An 18,748-nucleotide genomic window follows, 5' to 3' on the forward strand; every position below is an offset into this window, starting at 1 on the left:
CAGTCCGGCGCAATCAATCTGGCGCAATCAGTTTGGCGCGATCTGGCGGATCCATCTGTCGCTCAGGTTGCAACAACGGCGGCGATCACGACCTCGGCTGTCTCGCGCGGCACGAACACGCGCGTCCGGTACTGGATGATTTCGGTGAAACACCCGAGGGACTTGAGCCAGGGCACACGGTCGGCGGGCGCGCCGCTGAGTTCGAGCCGCAGTTCGCCATTCACCCGCCGCCGTGCCAGCGTCATCTCGAACGGGCGGACGAGCGACACCGGTTCGCCGCGCAGGGCCGCCGCCGCGATCTTGTCGGCGGGCAGGTTGTCGGCCTGTTCGATCCCGAGCTTGGTGAAGAGTTTCACGACATCGGCGTCGAAGACAAGGCGGCCGAGCCAGCTACGCCCATCATTGTCGGCAATGCGATTGACGGTCAGATGATCCGAAGGCAGCGCCGACCAGATCGGCAGGAGAAGGCCGGTCGCCAGCTGGATCGTCTCGGTGTCGAGCGCCGCCAGAGCTGCATCGACTTCCTCGGCCCAGAGCCGGTCGAAACGCGCGACGTCGATGGATTCCCAGGCGCTCTCGGCAAGGTCGCTCGCCAGCATATGTTCGCAGCGTGTCGGCCGCTGCAGCGCGACGCGCTTCAGGAAAGCCCCTTCCTCGTCGACGAACGAGCGGGCGGGCAGCTTGAGCGCGATGCGCCCCGACTTGGTATTGCACAGATATTCGGCTTCGGCCTCGCCCGCGGCGACTGCCTGGATACGCGCCAGCCCGATCGCCAATCGTTTGCGCGCAATCTCGATCGTCAGCAAATGCGTCGTCGCGCCGCTGGCGCTGTCGGTGCGCAGCAACCGATCCTCGAGGACGGTCGCGCGATCGACGAGAATGGTCTCGACTCCGATGTCGAGCGTCCCCGCGTCGCGCGCCGCCGCAATACGGCGTTCGACGAGTCCCAGGAACTCGTCGAAGATCGTGTTCTGGAGGTCTATGCGGAGCGCCAGCAACCGGTTGAGCCAGCGCTGGATCGGCGGCAGATCCTCCTTCAGGACGCCGTCGCTGTCGAGCAGCTCGAGACCGCTCACCTCCATGAAATGCGCCATCGTCGTCGAGGTCAGCTTGCCTGCGTTCAACAGGTGAAACCAGCTTACGAGCGCCGCCTTGGCATAGTCGCTTTCAAGATTGTCCGCCGGGTCGAACAGATTCTGCCCGCCGGTCTGGCGCTGGCCGCGCGTCAGCGCGCCCAGACTGTCCAGCCGGCGCGCGATCGTCGAGGTGAAACGCAGCTCGCCCTTGCAGTTGGTCGTGACGGGACGGAACAACGGGGCAGACGCCTGATGCGTGCGATGCGTGCGCCCCAGCCCCTGGATCGCGCGATCGGCGCGCCAGCCCGGCTCGAGCAGCAGATGGACGCGCTGCTGCCGGTTGAGCACATCGAAACTCGCATGATAGGACCGCCCGGTGCCGCCCGCATCGGAGAAGACGAGGACGCGCTTGTCGCCGCGCATGAAGGCAGCGGCATCGGCTTGCCCTGCCCGTGCCGAGCGGCTCTCAAGCCGCTGTTGGCCACCCGGCCCCTCCACGATGCGTCGCGTCCGGCCCGTCACTTCGGCGACGGCCTCGGGCCCGAAATGGCCGATCACCGCATCGAGCGCGGGTTTGATCGGCGGTAGGCCGCAGATGTGTTCGATCAGCGCATCGCGCCGGGCCTCGGCATCGGGGTTGTGCACGGGGTTTCCGGCCTCGTCGGACATCGGCCGCGAATGCGCTTCGCCGGTGTCATCGACGTACATCTCCATCTGGCGCACCGGAAAGGCCCGGGCGAGATAGTCGATGACCGCTTCACGGGGGCTGAGATCGACATCGAGGTCGGCGCGTTCCTCGGGTGTCATCGTCCCGAGACGCCGGTCGAGCACCGATTCTGCGGTGGTGACAAGCTGCATCACCACCGATTTATCTTCGGCGAGATGGGCCTCGGCGCTGCGCAGCACCGTCGGCAGCTTCATCGACAGGAGCACCTGCCCGAAGAAGCGCTGCTTGGTCGACTCGAAACGCGACCGCGCCGCCGCCTTGGCGCCGCTGTTGAGCGTCTTGTTCTCGAGCGCATCGACCACGTTGGTGATTTCGAGCGCGGATTCCATGTTGCGATGGATGATCGCCCAGGCATCGGCATAAATATTGTAGATCGCGATCTGCTCAGGCGTCAGATCGTGGCGCAGGATGTGATATTCGACGCCGGCAAAGCTGAGCGCGCGCGCCGCATAGCGCCCGGTCGCTTTAAGATCGCGCGCGACCAGTTCCATCGCCGCGATCCCGCCGGCGCGGATCGACATGATGAACGCCTCGCGCGTGGCAAAGGCCGTCGAGGGGCCCCAAAGACCCAGGCGCACCGCATAGGCCAGATTGTTGATGTCCGAGGCACCGGTTGCCGAAGCGTAAAGAACGCGCGCGTCTGGCAAATGGTTCTGGAGCAGCACGCCGGCAATGCCCTGGAGCGAGCCCTTGGTCTTGCCGAGCGCACCCTGCCCACCAGCGACGCCGCCCATTTCATGCGCTTCGTCGAAGGCGATCACACCGTCGAAGGCGGGGCCTGCCCAGTCGAGCAGTTGCTGCAAGCGGCTGCAATCCTGACGCTGCGAGCGCAGCGTCGGATAGGACACGAACAGCACACCTTGATCGAGCGTGATCGGTGCGTCGATCTTCCAGCTCGAAAGCGACTGGACATTGCCGGCAAGCCCGCCGATCGCCGTCCAGTCGCGCCGGGCATCGTCGAGCAACGCTTCGTTTTTCGACACCCAGATCGCGCGACGGCGACCTTTAAGCCATTGGTCGAGGATGCAGGCGGCAATCTGGCGACCTTTGCCCGCCCCGGTCCCGTCGCCCAGAAAATAGCCTTCGCGGTAGCGGCGTCCGTCATCGGCAATGTCGAGACCGACGCCTTCCTTGTCGGGCACGAAGCTGCCGGGCAGCTGGCGGGTCCAGGCATCGCCGGCATAAACGACGGTTTCGAGCTGGGCGGCCGACAACAGCCGCGCACTGACGCAACGCTCGGGCAGCGACGGTACATAGTGCGGGATCGGGGCCGCGATCGATCCCATCGCCACGGATTCGACCAGCGGCGTCGGATGATCGCCGGCACTGTCGAAGATGACCCGGCTCGGACGATAGGGAAGATAATCCCCGGCCTGTGTGCCGGTCGGCGCGGGCTCATCGAGCGCAGTATAGGCGACCGGTAAAACATTGTTGGCAACCGCAGCGCGAAAGCTCGGCGCGACCGGGGCCGGGGTCGATTTCACTGCCCGGAACAGGCCGATGCCGCTGGTCCGGACGGCCGGTCGTGGCGATGCCGGTTCGTCGGCGCATGCCGGACGCGCGTGGAGCGTGACGCCATCGAGCACGGCGTCGAGCGACGACCGGCAGAGCGTGGCGGTTTCGCTCAGGCCTTCGAGCTTGTCGATGACGTAGACCCGTACATCGATGCCGGTTCCGTGCTTGCCATAGCAGCCGTGCAGAATGAGGCAGTTGCGCACGCTGGTTCCCTTAAGCACGGCGGCATAGACGTCGTGCAGCTTGGCCGAAGGTTTGAACCAGTCGGGCATGATCGCCACGAGCCGGCCGCCGCGGCGCAGCCGACCGAGCGCGGCCTGGAGGTGACGGACCGCTGCAAGCGCGTCGGCACCAAGACCCAGCGATCGCGAAAAGGGCGGGTTCATCAGGATCAGCGACGGACGCGCCGCGCGTGCCATTGTCGAGGCCAGCATCGCGCCGTCGTGACCGGTAAGGGTGGCGCTCGGGAAAACATGGGGAAGACGGCGGCGGCGCTCATGCGCCAGTTCGTTGAGCTGCAGCGCGGCGACGGCAGGCAACTGCGCAACGAGCAGACCATTGCCGGCGCTCGGCTCGAGCACGACATCGTCGGGGTTTGCCTGTGCGAGCAGCGCGACCAGCGCGGCGATATCGACCGGCGTCGAGAATTGTTGCCACTCGAGCTGGTCTTCGCTGCGCACGGTCTGGGTCGGGAGGCAGCGGGCGAAGGCGATCGCGCGCCGGACATCGTCGACGCCGACGACCGGGCTCACATTGGCGACGAGGTGGCGGGCCACGCCATGTTCGAGGAGCTCGAAACTGTCGCGCTGGGTCCAGCGGCCGTCGGCATTGCCGCCGCCAAAGGCGTCGCACATCACCGCATTGAGCGCCGGTCTGTCGATCGACCCCTTGTCGGCCAGATGCGCCAGAATGAGGTCGCCAGCCTGGATATCGGCCAGGGCAGCGGTTTCGAAGAGGTCGATCATACGAAAAAGCCTTTTGTCAGGCGCAGGACGTCCATCGCCTGCCCGCTCCCCAGCATCCCCTTTTCTCTCCCGGGCTTCAGTCGAGCCTTGCCCAATCATTGTCGCCCAGGGCACCGGCACGGCGCGGCGGGGGCATGCGCCGGATGGCAAGGCCCGGACGGGCATAGGCATGCCAGGCGCGCTTGCCCGCGGCGCGACCCTCGGCGTCGTCGTCCTCGGCAATCACGAGTTCGGTAAGCTCGGCCGGGAGCGCGATCAGCGGCAAACGCGCCGCGCCGAGCGATGCCCAGCACGGGATCCCGGTCCGCATGGTGAAACGCGCGGCGGTTTCGAAACCCTCGGCGATCGCCAGGCGGCCATCGACGGGCGCGAGCCCGCGCCAGCTGGCGGCACCGGGACGACCGATCATCAATTTCTCGAGGGCGGTCCCATCGAAAGCCAGAAAGATGCGCTGGATCGCGAGCAGCTCGGCGTCGGTCGTGGCGGCCACCATAAGGGCTGGCGCAAATACCGTGTTGGGTTTTTTCCCTTTGGGACAGCGCGGGTGAAAGCGCAGCGCCGCAAAACGATTTTCGATGGCACGCCGCTCGAGATAGCGGGCGGCAAGCGTGCCCGAGACGTCGACGCCTTCATCCCACAAGCGGCGGACATTGGCGTTCGGACGGTCCTCATGATCGCGGCGATCGACGGCGTACGCCGACGGCAGGCGCGCAATGCGCGCCATCTCACGCAAGACGTCGATGCTGTCGCACCCGGCAAAACAGTGAACGAGAATATTGCGATCACCCTGGCGCACCGACAGGCTCGGCGTCTTGTCGGCATGGGCCGGACAGCGGCAAAGTGCGCGATAGCCCGACCAACTGCCCCCGAGCGCATCGACCAGGCGGACGAGTTCGGCGGTCGGACGGTAAGCGGTGAGGCGCATGGAAAGTCTCCCTGATCGCCGTCCCCCTTCCTCTTCTCTTTATCGGCGCCGCGCGCGCGCAGGGCCGCGCCTGTACCGACGCGCGGGTCGCACGAGCCGTCGGCGCGAGGGCCTGGCGCGCCTCATCGATCTTGCCGGACATTCGACGCAGCAGCGCGCGTCCCGGCGCCAAAAGCACCGTGCGGCCGTGACCGGCGTACCTGCGAGGGGGCGCGACCGCGGGGATAAATGCCGGTGCGCGCGGTCCGCTGCGCCCGAAAGACGCCCCTACCATGGTCGAGGCGAAACCAAGTCGTGCGGGACCGGCGTCGCGCTCGATTGCATTCTGCGCCCGGTCCCGACATTATTCGGCCGACGGCATGATCGAAGACCGCGAACTCTGGGCGTGCGCCAATCTCCTCGTGCAGCAGCACGGCGATGCGGCGCGGGCGCATGCGAACAAGCGGACGGCCGATTTGTCCGATGTCGGCGATCTCAGGGGCGCGGCCATATGGCACGCGATTGCCGATCGTATCGAGCGCCTCGGGGCGATGATAACCAGGGAACCGCTGAATTGAACTTTTGGGGACGAACCGCCCGGGCAGTGCTTCAGACGAACGCGGGCCCGCTGTAAGCATGCCGATGGGGACGCTTCATCGCGCGACCGGCCTGCTGATGATGGCGCGGCGCGGCTATGAGTTGCACGTCGATGGCGGCGGGGTCTGGGCGCTTGATTTGACCCGCAGCCCCAAGGCACTGCTCGGTCGGCGCGTCACCGTCGAGGGTATACGCGGCGGCTTCGACCTGCTCGATGTCCGAAAGATCGAGAGTGCGATCGACCGGTAGCGACTGCCCGCGCACGCCGCGCGCGGGCAACCGGCACCTTAGACGGGCTTGGCGCCCGGTGTGCCACACTTGGCGAATTTGCCATTGGCAGCCTTGCAGCGGACCGGCTTGGCGGGGGCCGTCGGGCATTTGATGAATTTGCCCTTCGCGTCCTTGCAGGGCGCGGCATACACCGGCGAAGCTGCCAGTGTCAGTACCGATGCAGCGATCAGGAAATTGCGGATCATGTTGCTCTCCCATATTGGTTGGCCGGTCACAGAGTGCGCCGCTTCTGGCGGCACGTCGAGACCGTAAAGCGATTTGCGAGACGCCGCATCGGCATCGACAAAGATTGACGCTATGTTCCTTTTATGTTCTCTCTATCCGCATGATCCGAATCGATGAACAGGAACTCGCCGCAGATATCGATGCAGCCCTCTGCACGACGCCCGCGCATCGCATTGCTCAGCTTGGCGCCACCGATGCGGGTGAGCGCGCGGTCGCCATTGGTGCGTTGACGAGCCGCCTTGCCGAACGGCTTCGTCACAGCTCGCTGAATGCCGCCCCGGATCAGGAAAGCGCCTGTGTTTTGCCGCTCTTCGAGCTTTCTGTCCCCGCGCCATAGCGTGCGTTATGGCCGAGAACTGGCCCGATTATCCCGCTATACGCCATGTCGTCGAGTGTGCGCTGCATCGCCGCAACATCAAGCTCACCTGTCGGCGCTGCCGCCATATCCGGATCTTCCAGCCACATGGGCTGTGGTGGCTGTTCGAGCGGCGGCGCTGGGACGATGCGCTCAAGCTCGTGCCCTCACGCTTTTGGTGTTCGCGCTGCGCGATGGTGGCCCCGAAAAAGATCAAGAATCCCGAACTCGAGCTGACCCGAGAGGCGCCGACCGGCGAGCCGCTGCCGATGCCCGAAGAGCGCGCTTGGAAGAAAATCGTGTCGCGCTACCGGTCCTGACCGGACTGGCTGACAAATGCGGCAACGCCTGTCATGCTGCGCCGCATGTGCAATCTCTACACCTCGAAAGTCACGGGCGCTGAAATTGCGCGGGCATTCGAAGCCCGGGAACCGGCGTTCGACTTTACGGGCGACAAGGATCTCTACCCGAAATCCCTCGCCCCTGTGGTGCGCGACACGGGCGAGGGTCGCGTCGTCGAAATGATGCGATGGGGATTTCCGCCGCCCGCAGCGGCCCGCGCCCCCGTTACCAATGTCAGAAATCTCGCCAGCCCGTTCTGGCGCACCACGCTGGGCCGTCCCGACCGGCGCTGCCTCGTGCCCGTAACCAAGTTCTGCGAATGGGAAGGCGAAGCCGGGAGCAAGATCAAGCGCTGGTTCGCGATCCCGTCGCGCCCGGTTTTTGCGTTTGCGGGCGTCTGGCGGCCGACCGAGGGGGATCCGGCGTTTGCGTTCCTGACCTGCGAGCCCAATCCGATCGTCGCCCCGATCCATCCCAAAGCCATGCCGGTCATTCTGCACGAGGACGATTACGCGGGGTGGCTGTCGGGCGAATTCGCCCAGGCTTGCGCCTTGGCAACGCCCTACCCTTCGCAATTGATGACGGTCAGTTAGTAGGCGATGACTCAACGCGTCTGTCAGTCTTGAAAGCCCAGGCGCTGATGGTTCAAAACAAGCGCCCACGTCATGGTCATGAAAAATCTGGGTGATATGCTCGCGAGAGCGACGGACCGAAAAGCTGAACCCAGGAGGCGTTTGTGATCGCAAAAAGCAGGTACTGCCTGACGCTGAGTGCTCTCGCGGTCGCCCTCTTCACCCCAAATACCGCGAAGGCCTGGGGCAACGAGGGTCACCAGACCATTGGTTTGATCGCCGAGCATTTTCTGTCGACGGCAGAACGGGCCGAAGTGAAGCGCCTTTTGTCGCTGCCGATCGACCCCGACCTGCCCGCAACGATGCGCGATCGGGCCACATGGGGCGATGCGTATCGTGACAGTGATCGCAACACGACCAAAATTCGCTATACGCTGACGCGCAACTGGCACTTTGTTGACCTTGAGTTCGACAACCCGGACTTCGCTTCGGCCTGCTTTGGCGACGTGCCTTTGCGGCCCGGCGCCAACCCAAGCCAGGGCAACGCCCAAGAGTGCGTTGTGCAGAAGATCGAAGAGTTTCGTGCCGTTCTCGCAGACAAGGCGAGGCCCGACGCGGAGCGCGCCTTGGCCCTTAACTTTATGCTTCATTTCGTCGGGGACGTTCATCAACCGCTGCACGCCGCCGAACGGCAGAAAGATCAGGGCGGCAATCTTGTCCTTGTTGTAACCGGCACCTCGACCAATGGCTCGAACCTTCACAGCTTTTGGGACACGGCCACAGTCAATCGGCTGGGGAGTTCGCCCGAGACGATATCGGCCGCGTTGATCGGCGACATCACGCCGGGCAAACTCGCATCGTGGCGAAAGGGAAATGCGCGCGACTGGGCGCTGCAGAGCTACAAAATTGCGCACGACGTGACCTATGCCTTGCCGACGGCGACCCGGAGCTGTTCGATCCGCGCGCGAGATGGCACGACGAAACAGGAGACCTGCATTGTCCTCGATGAAGGTTACCGCACAAAAGCCGCCGGCAAAGTCCATCGGCAGCTCGAGGTTGCCGGTGTTCGCTTGGCGTGGATGATCAGTCAGGCGTTAAAATAGGACCGCTATCATACTGCAGGGCATGTAGGCGCCTAAGTCGCTTGACCTGAATGCGTCTCTTCACGGATTGAAGCCCATGGCCGCATCGACCCCCGTGACAGACGACCAGGGCGCGCTTGCGCCGCTCGGTATCCCGATCTTCCGTGCGATCTGGCTAGCCAGCCTCGCCTCCAATTTCGGTGGCCTCATCCAGTCGGTCGGTGCGTCCTGGATGATGACGACCCTTGCCCCCACGCCGACCTTTGTCGCGCTCGTCTCGGCTTCGACGACGCTGCCGATCATGCTGTTGTCGCTGTTCGCCGGGGCAATTGCCGACAATTTCGACCGCCGCCGCGTGATGCTCGCCGCGCAAGCCTTCATGCTGCTGGTGTCTGTCGGCCTGTCGGTCTGCGCGTGGTCGGGCGCGCTGACGCCTTGGCTGCTTCTCATCTTTACGTTCCTCATCGGAGTCGGCACCGCCTTTAACGGGCCGGCCTGGCAAGCTTCGGTCGGTGACATGGTGCCGCGCGCGGCACTGCCGGGCGCGGTGGCACTCAACAGCATGGGCTTCAACATCGCGCGCAGCGTCGGTCCTGCGCTGGGCGGCGTCATCGTCGCCGTCGCCGGCGCGGCGACGGCGTTCCTGCTCAATGCTGTCAGCTATCTGGGCCTGATCTTCGTGCTGCTGCGCTGGTCGCCACCAGCCCGCACCAGTGCGCTGCCGCCCGAGCCGCTCGGCGTCGCGATGGGCGCAGGGCTGAGATATGTCGCCATGTCGCCGGACATTCTGAAGGTTCTCGTCCGCGCCGGCATGTTCGGCTTCGGGGCCAGTGCCATATCGGCGCTGATGCCCCTTGTTGCGCGCAACATGCTTGGCGGCGGCGCGCTTGTTTTCGGCCTTTTGTCGGGCGCCTTCGGCATCGGCGCCGTGCTTGGTGCGCTGAACGGCGCGCGGCTGCGCCGACTGATGACGACCGAAGCGATGGTCTGTGCTGCGATCATTGCGTTAGCCGCCGGGACGCTGGTCACCGGCTTGAGCCATGTCACGGCGGTCAGCTTTGTCGCAATCCTGGTGGCTGGCGGTGGCTGGGTCACGGCACTCTCGACCTTCAACGTGACCGTCCAGATGGCATCGCCGCGTTGGGTCGTCGGGCGCGCGCTCGCGCTCTACCAGATGGTCGCGTTCGGCTTCATGGCAATCGGCAGTTGGGTGTTCGGCGAGATCGCGGCTGCTTACGGAATCCCGGTCGCGCTCATGACCGCATCGATCGTGCTGCTCGCCGGTATTCTCGTGGGGCGTATCGTGCCGCTGCCGCGCGCAACCGACCTCAATCTGGACCCGCTGCAGCGCTGGATCGAGCCGACCGTTGCCGTTCCGATCGAACCCCGCAGCGGACCGATCGTTGTCACCCTTGAGTACCGGATCGCGACGGACGACATCAGCGGGTTTCTTGCCCATATGAACGAGCGACGACGCATCCGGCTACGCGATGGGGCGCGCCACTGGACGCTGTTGCGTGATCTCCAGATCAGCGATCTCTGGGTCGAGCGCTATCACGTCGCGACATGGAATGATTATGTCCGCCATAACGAACGTCGGACCCAGGCCGACGCCGCAAATATTGATGCGATCCACACCCTGCAGCGCGCCGGAGTACCAATCGTCGCTCACCGCATGATCGAGCGGCAAACCGGCTCGTTGATCCACCGCCCCGATTTTGAGGAGGTCGAACCGCTGACCGATCCCATTCGGTCTGCATAAAGGCCAACTGCCCAGTCCGGGTATAATTTCGCGCCTCGGTCGTTACGTTGACAGGCCGATGGCTAGGGCAGCTTGACAGTCGGAAGCAGCGGCGCTGCATGCGCAACATTGCGGACGTCGAAGTCCGAGAACTGGTCACCTGAAAGCAGCCAGTCATTACTCCGTTGTAGGTGCGTCTGCGTCGGGCCCAATCCCGGCTGATCAGTGGCCTGATTCACGATCCCGGAACCGGTCGTCCGTTCACAACCGTCGGGAGGTCAGCTAAGTTGGACAGTCCGGACTGTCCGGTTTTGCGGTCGCGAGCGTGGCAAGCCGACGTTCGTACAGCACGTGTACCTTCTTCTATTTAGCGCCTGCACGCGGGCGTTGATTTCTCCAATGACCATCACCGCCAGCGGCCATTCGTTGAACTGGGGATATCCTCACAATTCCAGATCTGGGGCATAGTCAACACATCGACGATAACTGATTATTCGGGTTGCGGCCAAAGCACGAAAGGTCGAATGACAGCCATGTCCAAAACAGTCAGGCCTCACCTTCCGATGCGCAAATCACTTTCCATCGTCGGTTTGATTCTGTTTGCTTCGGCGCCAGTTTTCGCAAAAGACCTGCAGTCTATCTCTTACAGGGTCGTGGAAAAAATCGCCGGACCGGATGGCGGCTGGGATTTGTTGAGCGTCGATCCGGCGACTGAGCGCCTTTACGTCGCGCGCAGCAACGGCGTGATGGCAATCGATCTGAAGTCCGGCAAAGTCTCGCCCGACGTGGCTGTGAGCAATCGCGGACATGATGCGATGTCGATCCCCGGAACGTCGACCGTCATTTCCACAAATGGCGGTGCCAACACCGCGACGTTGTTCAACGGCCTTACGGGTGAAGTGATCGCCACGCTGCCCGTCGGAACCAAGCCCGATGCGGTGGCGTGGGATCCCGCAACGAAGACGGCTTGGGTGATGACGCCAGGTTCCGGAGACATCAGCGTGATCGATCCGAGTTCGGCGAAAGTCGTTGCGACAATTGCGGTTGGTGGCTCGCTCGAACTTGGTACAGCGGACGGGAAGGGTCGGCTTTACGTCAATGTCGAAGACAAGAACGAAGTTGTCGTTTTGGATACTCTTGCGCGGAAGGTCATAGCGCGCTTCCCGTTGAAGGGCTGCGATGAGCCTACGGGCATCGCTTACGCTGCCGATACCAAACAGATCGTTTCGGCTTGCGCCAACGGTGTCGCCATCGTCTCCGCGCCTAATGGTCGTTTGGTTGCCAGTCTCAAAGTCGGCACTGGTCCCGATGGCGCTGTCTATGATGCGCGACGCCATCTCGCGTTTGTGCCTTCAGGCGGCGACGGTACACTTTCAATCGTTCGCCTTGGCGCGAAGCCCGCGGTTGTCGGACTCGTTGTGACGGCAAAAGGGGCGAGGACAGTTGCGCTCGACCCCTCGACCGGTCGGCTATATTTGCCATCGGCGCAATATCTGCCCGCGAACGGTGCCAGGCGTCCGCCGATGGTTCCCGGCAGCTTCAAGGTGCTCGTCGTAGCCCCGTCTCAATCGCTCTGAGGCGACGAGTTGATTTTGTTATAGGTGCTTGAGCATTCAAATTGTCCCTTCTGCGATTGAAAGATGTATAGAGCTTCAGAGATGACGACGATCCATCTTTCTACGGCTTTATTGCTGACCTTTTCGCTCTGCCAGGGGTGTGCCAGCGGTCCCGAATACCGCGTCCCCGTCCATCTCGCCTCGAACACCGACATCGCTATCGTGCAAGCGAGCGCTCACGCCAAGGCGGGCGGCTTCATCGTCGGTGGCGATGTGCGTCGTCCCAATAGTTACGCAGGGGTCGTGCCCGGATACCTTCATATTGTTGGACGCGACGGCTCCAGTCGCGTCGTCGCGACGACCGACACGCATTGGGGCGAGTTCATGAACCGTCGATTCCGTCTCGCCTATTTCAAGGCATTCCTGCCGGTGACCGATCCTTCTGCGATCAAAGAAATCACCATTGAGCCTGTCACCGGCCAACGACCCTGACGCTTGCCAAGCACCTATTGTCGTTACTCGTGTCGGACCACACCGAGGATCCCAAGCAAAGCTAGTGCCGCAAATGCCGCCCCGACGACGAACGTGGCGCTCGGTCCGACCGAGTCCCACAGCAGTCCGGCGATGACACTTGCTGCCAGCAAGGCGAGGCCGCTTGCCAGATTGAAAACGCCATAGGCCGATCCGCGCAGCTCTGGAGGTGCGCGGTCGGCAACGAGCTTGGCAAACAGTCCTTGGGTCAAAGCCATATGCAGTCCCCAAAGCAGAATGCCGACAAACGCTCCTCCAATGCCCGGCAGCATCGCAAGCGCAAGATCGGCACCGATCAGGCAGCACAGACCCCATGCGAGCAGGCTTCGCGACGACACCCGATCCGACACAATGCCGAGCGGATAGGCACCTATGGCGTAAACGAGATTCATGGCGACGAGAACAAGCGGAGCCAAGGCAAGCGGCAGCCCCTCTGCATTGGCTTTAAGGATCAGAAACGCCTCGCTAAACCGCGCCAGTGAAAACACCGCGCCAATGACGACCAGAACCCAGAAGGCGCGCGGCAGGCGCTGGATATCGGCTATTCGGATCGGAATGCGAACCTCGGCCCCTTTTGTTGTCGGCGTCGTATCCTCCACCCCGAACAGTACCAGCGCGACAGCGAGTAGCGCCGGAATGATCGCAACCCAGAAAACCATTCGCATGTCGTCGGAAAATAATGCCATCAACCCGATCGCAATCAATGGACCTGCGAACGCGCCGATAGTATCGAGAGACTGGCGCAATCCAAAAGCGCGTCCCCGAATTTCTTGCGGTGTGACGTCGGCGACCAGCGCGTCGCGGGGCGCACCGCGCAACCCCTTGCCGATCCTGTCGGCGAACCGCGCCCCAAGCACGACGGGAGCCGTCCCGGCGAGCGCAAACAGCGGTTTCGAAAGCGCTCCCAACCCGTAGCCGATCAGGATCAGTGGTTTACGCTTCCCGATCCGGTCCGATACATAACCCGAGAATATCTTGGTGATCGATGCCGTTGACTCGGCAATGCCATCGATCAGCCCGACCATTGCCACGCTGACGCCGAGCGTCGCCGTCAGAAACAGCGGAAGCAGCGCGTGGATGATCTCCGACGAAATATCCATGAACATGCTGACGAAGCCAAGCGCCCAAACAGTGCGGGGAATACGAGAGACTGCATTGGGTTGATTGCTCACTGTGTTTCCCGTTGCAGAAACCGGCAGACTAGGTGCAGACCGCTCGCGCTGTCGATGCGCTCGAACGTCGCGTCGTGGAGGCGCATGACGGCTGCAACGATCGCGAGTCCCAGCCCGGCCCCGCTCGTCGATCGCGCTGCGTCAAGGCGCGCGAAGGGTTCGACGACACGGGCAAACTCTTCTTCCGCCATGCCCGAGCCACGATCCTCGAAAGTAAGGATACAGGTCCCGTGATCTATACTTACGCGCACGACGACCTTCGCACCGGGTGGCGTATGCTTGATCGCATTTTCGAGCAGGTTTGAAACGGCGAGGCCAAGCAGATCGGCGTCGCCAGTCACGATTGCTCCAGACGCAAAAGAAGTCTCCAGCGTGCGTCCCGCAGCTTCGATGTCCGCTCGGTAAGCATCGGTGATCAGTTCGACCCGTTCGCCAAGGTCAACCATGGCAAAGCGCTGGCGCGCGCTTCCGGCTTCGATCTCCGACAACCGCAGCATGGCCTCGAACAGCCGCAGGGCATCGTCGATCGCTGCATCGGCAGCCTCTAGTGCAACTGTCCGATCGCTTGCTGTCCGCGCCGAAGCCGCTTGCCCGATGCGCTGCCGCAGGAGCGTCAGCGGACTTCGCAATTCATGCGCGACATCTGCCGACACACGACGCTGCGCCTGAACCAGCAGTGCGATGCGATCGAGCATGGCGTTGACGCGGATCCCCACAACGTCGAGGTCATCGCCACGTCCTGTGTGGGTCGGCACCCGCGCCAAAAGGTCTCCTGCACTGACATCTTCGAGTGTGCGGCCGAGCGCGTCCATGCGCGCCAGCGAATGACGTGTTGCCCAGACGCCAAGGCCTAATCCAAGCAATAACGCCAATCCGCCCCAGAACAGAAGCGAGCGTAGCAGTGCATCGGCAAGATCGCGCGCCGGTGCAAGGTCGTCGCCTACGGTCAGCCTTGCGCCGCCCGGAACCGAAACGGAGTAGACAAGCAGCTCGGAATTTTCACCGTGATTGCGGATCGACAGACGATGCCAGCCGATGTCGTTCGTGTCTGGCAAATCGCCGGCAAGTCGGCGACCGGCCGAATCCGTCAACAGATATTCCAGTGCCCCCGGACGCAAAGCACGCCAGCGAACCGCAGCCGCTGCGCCACCGATGCCTTCGCCGGTCAGTTCGCTAATGACGGCGCTACTTTCGAGCGTGATCCGCGATCGCAATTCGCGCTCGGCGACCCCACGCGTAATCACGAACATGGCAACGCTCGCGCCAGCGACTGCAAGAAGCAGGAATCCGGCCTGAATGACGGCGAGGCGAAAACTGGTCGATCGCCATAAGGAGTCAGCCCAGCCGCGCCGCATAGCCCTCGCCGCGAATAGTGTGGATGATCGGCGCGGTGCCCTCGACGTCAATTTTTGAACGCAACCGGCTGATATGGCTTTCGATCAGATTGGTGCCGGGATCGAAGCGGATTTTCCACACGCGTTCGAGCAACATCGTCCGCGTGACGACATTGGGTGTTTCCGTCAGCAGCGCATCCAGCAGCTCATATTCGCGGGCCTGGAGCGAGATAATACGATCTCCGCGCGTCACGGTCCGCGCCAGCCGGTCAATCGTGAGGTCGGCCAACGATTGAGACGCCGAGAAGAGGCGGCTTTCACGCCGTCCGAGGGCTTCGACACGCGCCACAAGTTCGGCCATCGCAAACGGCTTGACGAGATAATCGTCGCCGCCCGCTTCAAAACCTTCGACCCTGTCTTCGACCAGGCCCAGCGCGGTCAGGAATAGTGCTGGCGTCCGAACGCCTTCCGAGCGCAGCGTCTTTACGAGCAAAAGTCCGTCCATCGACGGCAGCATCCGGTCGACGATCAGCGCATCCCATTCTGTTGCTCGCGCTCGCTCGAAGCCCGCAGCCCCATCGCCAACAGCAACAACATCGTGTCCACGCAAACCAAGTCCCTCGCAAATCTGGCTCGCGACCGTCGCGCTGTCTTCGATCAGCAGGATGCGCAAACCCTCAGTCTCCCAGTGCCGTCACAGCGCTTCTGCGATAGCGCAGGATGAGCGCGGGCAACAGGATCAGGCTCATGACCGTCGACGTGACGAGGCCGCCGAGGATAACGATGGCCATCGGCCCCTGAACCTCGCGCCCGGCTTGCCCCGCTTCGAGCGCGAGCGGTGCGAGCCCGAGTGCAGTGACAAGAGCAGTTATCAGGATGGGCGTAACCCGCTCGCGTGCCGCACGCAGGACGGTTGCGGGGCCCCAGGGCGCAGCTTCGGCTGCAACCAGGTGATCGACATGCGATACAAGTAGGATGGCGTTTCGCGCCGCAACGCCGAATAACGTCACAAATCCGACAAGGGCACCGAGTGACAGCACACCGCCGGTGAACGCTACCGCGATGACGCCACCGGCGAGGGCAAACGGCGTGCCCGCAAGGATCAGCGTTGCTGCGCGCCCCCCGCCGAAAGCTAGCACAAGCAGTGCAACGATGGCGACGCTTGCCACCGCGACATTAAGCGCGATCTGCCGGCTTGCCGCTTTTTGCCCCTCTGCGACGCCGCCGAACGCGACTGACACGCCCGGCGGCAATTTGACGCCTTTTTTGATCGTGCTTCGGGCATCCGCGACAAATCCGGCAATGTCAGCGCGGGTGGGATTGGCAGTCACGACCTGACGTCGCTGCCCGCCTTCGCGCAAAACCTGCGCGCGCCCTTCGGTCAGGCGGATAGTGGCGATATCGCTCAACCGGACGCTTCCACCGTCGGCGGCGCGGACGAGCACATCGCCAACGCTTTCAGGGTCTCGGCGTAATTCGGGCGGCAGAGTCAGCGCAATATCGGTAACGCGGTCGGCAGCGGGGGCTTGCGCGACGACCCGACCCTGAAACGTCGCCTCTATCGCATCATAGGCATCGGTTGGCGACACGCCGCGCAGTCCCATCCGTGCACTGTCGAGTGCGATGGACAGCACCGGCGTTCCGGGTGGCGACTTCACTTGCACATCGGCGGCTCCCGGCACTTTGGCGAGCACGGAAGCGATCTGCGCCGCGCTGCGATCGAGCACATCGAGATCGGCACCATAGATGTTGATCGCGACCGCTGCGGTCTCGCCCGATAGCGACTCCGCGATGCGGTCGCCGAGCGAACTTAGGATTTCACTGTTGATCGCAGGATAATCGGCGAGGATGGCGCGAATGCGATCGACCACAACAGCTTCGCTCGCGCCGTGTAGCGGCTTCAGCTCGACATGCATCTCGCTGCGATTCGGGCCGAACGTGTCTTCGCCCGCCTCAGCGCGGCCGATCTGCTGTTCGACCGTTGCAATCTGCGGTACCGCAAGCAGGTCGCGCGAAATCTTCGTCCCCACGTCGCGCATCCACCCGATCGACGCGCCGCTTGGCCCGTTGACTTTGAGGACGTAATGACCCTCGCGAAATGCAGGCAAGAGTTCGGACCCGAACGATGCGAAAGCGGCCACGCCGACGATGGCCACCAGCACCGAGGCCCCGACGACTTCGCGCGGACGCTCGAACAATGGCACGAGCAGGCGCGAATGTCTCAACTTGATGCGATCGAGCAGCGTCGACTCTTCCACTGGCCCAATCCGCGCAAGCAGGAGCGACGCCAATGCGGGCGTCACCGTCATCGCCACCGCGAGCGACGCCAGGACCGCAAGCAGAAAGGAGAGTGCAAGCGGCGCGAAGAACGCGCCCTGCAAACCTGTCAGGAACAAAATCGGTGCAATGGTGAAGGCGAGAACGTAAGTCGCATAGACGACCGGCGCGCGTACTTCGACGGCAGCGGCCTCGATAATCGCGATCCGGTCCGCGCCCGCATCCTCGCGCAGACGCCGCACGATGTTCTCGATGTCGACAATGGCATCATCCACCACGACGCCCAGCGCGACCGCCAAACCGCCCAGCGTCATCGTGTTGATCGTCAGACCGAGTCGGTCGAGCACGATCAATGCCGTCAGCAATGATAGGGGAATCGACAGAAACGCGATCAGCGCGATGCGGACATTACGCAGGAAGACCAGCAGGACCAGCGCGATCATAACTGCGCCGATCAACAGATCGACACCGATGCCGTGCAGCGCGGCCTCGATGAAATTGGCAGGACGGTGTAGCGAGGGATACATCGTCACACCTTGCGCTTCGAGCGTTGGGCGCAAATCCGCGAGCGTTGCTTCGACTGCCCGTGTCGCATCGAGCGTATTTGCACCATATTGGCTGGCCATTGCGACGAGCACGCCAGAACGCCCCATGATAAGTGCGTCACCGAATTTTGGGCTTGGTGCTTCGACGACATCGGCCAAGGCACCCACGGTCAGCGCAACGCCGTTACCGGTGACGACTGGTGCAGCGGCCACAGTATCGACAGTAACGCGCCCCGCAACGGGCTGAACGAGGATGCGCTGGTTCGCGGTCTCGGCAAAGCCACCGCCGCGTATGCCCGAAAGCGCAGATACTGCATTTCCAACATCGCTCATCGACGCGCCGCTAGCGATAAGCGATGTTGGTTTGACGCGGACTTCGATCCGGTAAAGCGCGCCGCCAAAGACGATTGCATGGGCCACGCCCGGCGTCGCCAGCAAACGTGGTCGCACTGTCCACTGGATTAGGTCACGCAACGCTGCGGGGTCGAGCCGGTCGCTGACGAACCCGACTTTGAGCAAGTCCATTGTCGAGGACGTCAATGGGCTCAGCCGTGGCGTATTAGCAATTGTCGGCAGCTTGGCTGCCGCTTCGCTGATCGACTCGGCAATCACTTGCCGTGCGCGATAAGGGTCGCTCCCGTCGCGAAACGCTATGTTGATGACCGACAGACCTTGCGCGGACTCGGATCGCACCGACGCCACGCCATTCGCGCCATTGATCGCGTCTTCGAGTGGACGTGTGACGAGCGCTTCGACCTGCTCGGCAACCAGGCCCGGTGCCTCGGTCTGGATCGTCGCCTGCGCGGGCACGAACTCGGGAAAGACGTCGTATTGCGTCCGATCGACGGTCGCGATCCCGAACGCCATGACGATCGCCGCGATGCCGAGGACGAGCCAAGGATGTAGCAGGCAGAAGCGAACGATGGTCCTTAGCATGGCTG

16 protein-coding genes are annotated in these 18,748 nt (G+C 63.2%); 9 read left to right on the top strand and 7 right to left on the bottom strand.

What is annotated here, in order from left to right:
* Positions 1–62 precede the first annotated feature (62 nt).
* Positions 63–4,283 (bottom strand): strawberry notch family protein, encoded by a 4,221-nt coding sequence (locus M0209_RS06230; protein WP_258887424.1) that lies wholly within the window; start codon positions 4,281–4,283, stop codon positions 63–65.
* 76 nt (positions 4,284–4,359) lie between these two features.
* On the bottom strand, positions 4,360–5,208 hold the full coding sequence (locus tag M0209_RS06235; protein ID WP_258887425.1) for a toprim domain-containing protein: 849 nt from the start codon (positions 5,206–5,208) through the stop codon (positions 4,360–4,362).
* Between the two features lie 359 nt (positions 5,209–5,567).
* On the opposite strand from M0209_RS06235, the gene M0209_RS06240 reads away from it, so the two are divergent.
* Together M0209_RS06240 and M0209_RS06245 are read left to right on the top strand one after the other, a co-directional pair.
* Entirely contained in the window at positions 5,568–5,765 is a 198-nt protein-coding gene (locus M0209_RS06240; protein ID WP_258887426.1) for a DUF6961 family protein, read from the top strand.
* 64 nt (positions 5,766–5,829) lie between these two features.
* Positions 5,830–6,033, top strand: a complete 204-nt coding sequence (locus M0209_RS06245) for a DUF5818 domain-containing protein (protein WP_258887427.1) — start codon at positions 5,830–5,832, stop codon at positions 6,031–6,033.
* 38 nt (positions 6,034–6,071) lie between these two features.
* Here the strand turns inward: M0209_RS06245 and M0209_RS06250 are convergent, their stop codons facing one another.
* Positions 6,072–6,260 carry a hypothetical protein gene (locus M0209_RS06250; protein ID WP_258887428.1) on the bottom strand — a complete coding sequence of 63 codons (189 nt, stop codon included), beginning with the start codon at positions 6,258–6,260 and terminating at the stop codon, positions 6,072–6,074.
* A gap of 140 nt (positions 6,261–6,400) precedes the next feature.
* Here M0209_RS06250 and M0209_RS06255 point away from each other — a divergent pair, with 140 nt between their 5' ends.
* From M0209_RS06255 to M0209_RS06285, 7 genes are all read left to right on the top strand, one after another.
* Complete coding sequence (locus M0209_RS06255; protein ID WP_258887429.1) at positions 6,401–6,637, top strand: hypothetical protein; 237 nt, start codon at positions 6,401–6,403, stop codon at positions 6,635–6,637.
* 8 nt (positions 6,638–6,645) lie between these two features.
* Complete coding sequence (locus tag M0209_RS06260) at positions 6,646–6,975, top strand: hypothetical protein (protein ID WP_258887430.1); 330 nt, start codon at positions 6,646–6,648, stop codon at positions 6,973–6,975.
* Positions 6,976–7,008: 33 nt separating this feature from the next.
* Complete coding sequence (locus M0209_RS06265) at positions 7,009–7,590, top strand: SOS response-associated peptidase (RefSeq protein WP_258887431.1); 582 nt, start codon at positions 7,009–7,011, stop codon at positions 7,588–7,590.
* A 143-nt stretch (positions 7,591–7,733) separates the two neighbouring features.
* Positions 7,734–8,672: a S1/P1 nuclease gene (locus M0209_RS06270; protein ID WP_258887432.1), complete on the top strand. Its 939-nt coding sequence runs from the start codon at positions 7,734–7,736 to the stop codon at positions 8,670–8,672.
* Positions 8,673–8,748: 76 nt separating this feature from the next.
* Positions 8,749–10,413: an MFS transporter gene (locus tag M0209_RS06275; RefSeq protein ID WP_258887433.1), complete on the top strand. Its 1,665-nt coding sequence runs from the start codon at positions 8,749–8,751 to the stop codon at positions 10,411–10,413.
* 512 nt (positions 10,414–10,925) lie between these two features.
* Positions 10,926–11,969, top strand: a complete 1,044-nt coding sequence (locus M0209_RS06280) for a YncE family protein (RefSeq protein WP_258887434.1) — start codon at positions 10,926–10,928, stop codon at positions 11,967–11,969.
* Between the two features lie 81 nt (positions 11,970–12,050).
* On the top strand, positions 12,051–12,440 hold the full coding sequence (locus M0209_RS06285) for a hypothetical protein (RefSeq protein WP_258887435.1): 390 nt from the start codon (positions 12,051–12,053) through the stop codon (positions 12,438–12,440).
* A gap of 23 nt (positions 12,441–12,463) precedes the next feature.
* On the opposite strand, the gene M0209_RS06290 is transcribed toward M0209_RS06285, so the two are convergent.
* The 4 genes from M0209_RS06290 to M0209_RS06305 all read right to left on the bottom strand — a co-directional run bounded on the left by M0209_RS06290 (position 12,464) and on the right by M0209_RS06305 (position 18,743).
* Complete coding sequence (locus tag M0209_RS06290; RefSeq protein ID WP_258887436.1) at positions 12,464–13,585, bottom strand: MFS transporter; 1,122 nt, start codon at positions 13,583–13,585, stop codon at positions 12,464–12,466.
* 62 nt (positions 13,586–13,647) lie between these two features.
* Complete coding sequence (locus M0209_RS06295; protein ID WP_258887437.1) at positions 13,648–15,006, bottom strand: HAMP domain-containing sensor histidine kinase; 1,359 nt, start codon at positions 15,004–15,006, stop codon at positions 13,648–13,650.
* Positions 14,987–15,658 (bottom strand): response regulator transcription factor, encoded by a 672-nt coding sequence (locus M0209_RS06300; protein ID WP_258887438.1) that lies wholly within the window; start codon positions 15,656–15,658, stop codon positions 14,987–14,989. Before M0209_RS06300 ends, M0209_RS06295 begins: the two co-directional genes overlap by 20 nt.
* A gap of 4 nt (positions 15,659–15,662) precedes the next feature.
* Positions 15,663–18,743, bottom strand: coding sequence for an efflux RND transporter permease subunit (locus tag M0209_RS06305; RefSeq protein ID WP_258887439.1), 3,081 nt, complete (start codon positions 18,741–18,743; stop codon positions 15,663–15,665).
* Between the last annotated feature and the right edge of the window lie 5 nt (positions 18,744–18,748).

The organism is Sphingomonas sp. SUN039, from assembly GCF_024758725.1.
Classification (GTDB): Bacteria; Pseudomonadota; Alphaproteobacteria; order Sphingomonadales; family Sphingomonadaceae; genus Sphingomonas_O.

What these genes read in the sequence shown, in the direction of transcription:
- M0209_RS06230 (WP_258887424.1), bottom strand. Translation starts at nt 4,283, where the DNA reads ATGATCGACCTCTTCGAAACCGCTGCCCTGGCCGATATCCAGGCTGGC.
- M0209_RS06295 (WP_258887437.1), bottom strand. Translation starts at nt 15,006, where the DNA reads ATGCGGCGCGGCTGGGCTGACTCCTTATGGCGATCGACCAGTTTTCGC.
- M0209_RS06280 (WP_258887434.1), top strand. Translation starts at nt 10,926, where the DNA reads ATGTCCAAAACAGTCAGGCCTCACCTTCCGATGCGCAAATCACTTTCC.
- M0209_RS06290 (WP_258887436.1), bottom strand. Translation starts at nt 13,585, where the DNA reads ATGTTCATGGATATTTCGTCGGAGATCATCCACGCGCTGCTTCCGCTG.
- M0209_RS06275 (WP_258887433.1), top strand. Translation starts at nt 8,749, where the DNA reads ATGGCCGCATCGACCCCCGTGACAGACGACCAGGGCGCGCTTGCGCCG.
- M0209_RS06265 (WP_258887431.1), top strand. Translation starts at nt 7,009, where the DNA reads ATGCTGCGCCGCATGTGCAATCTCTACACCTCGAAAGTCACGGGCGCT.
- M0209_RS06235 (WP_258887425.1), bottom strand. Translation starts at nt 5,208, where the DNA reads ATGCGCCTCACCGCTTACCGTCCGACCGCCGAACTCGTCCGCCTGGTC.
- M0209_RS06260 (WP_258887430.1), top strand. Translation starts at nt 6,646, where the DNA reads ATGGCCGAGAACTGGCCCGATTATCCCGCTATACGCCATGTCGTCGAG.
- M0209_RS06250 (WP_258887428.1), bottom strand. Translation starts at nt 6,260, where the DNA reads ATGATCCGCAATTTCCTGATCGCTGCATCGGTACTGACACTGGCAGCT.
- M0209_RS06245 (WP_258887427.1), top strand. Translation starts at nt 5,830, where the DNA reads ATGGGGACGCTTCATCGCGCGACCGGCCTGCTGATGATGGCGCGGCGC.
- M0209_RS06240 (WP_258887426.1), top strand. Translation starts at nt 5,568, where the DNA reads ATGATCGAAGACCGCGAACTCTGGGCGTGCGCCAATCTCCTCGTGCAG.
- M0209_RS06285 (WP_258887435.1), top strand. Translation starts at nt 12,051, where the DNA reads ATGACGACGATCCATCTTTCTACGGCTTTATTGCTGACCTTTTCGCTC.
- M0209_RS06255 (WP_258887429.1), top strand. Translation starts at nt 6,401, where the DNA reads ATGATCCGAATCGATGAACAGGAACTCGCCGCAGATATCGATGCAGCC.
- M0209_RS06305 (WP_258887439.1), bottom strand. Translation starts at nt 18,743, where the DNA reads ATGCTAAGGACCATCGTTCGCTTCTGCCTGCTACATCCTTGGCTCGTC.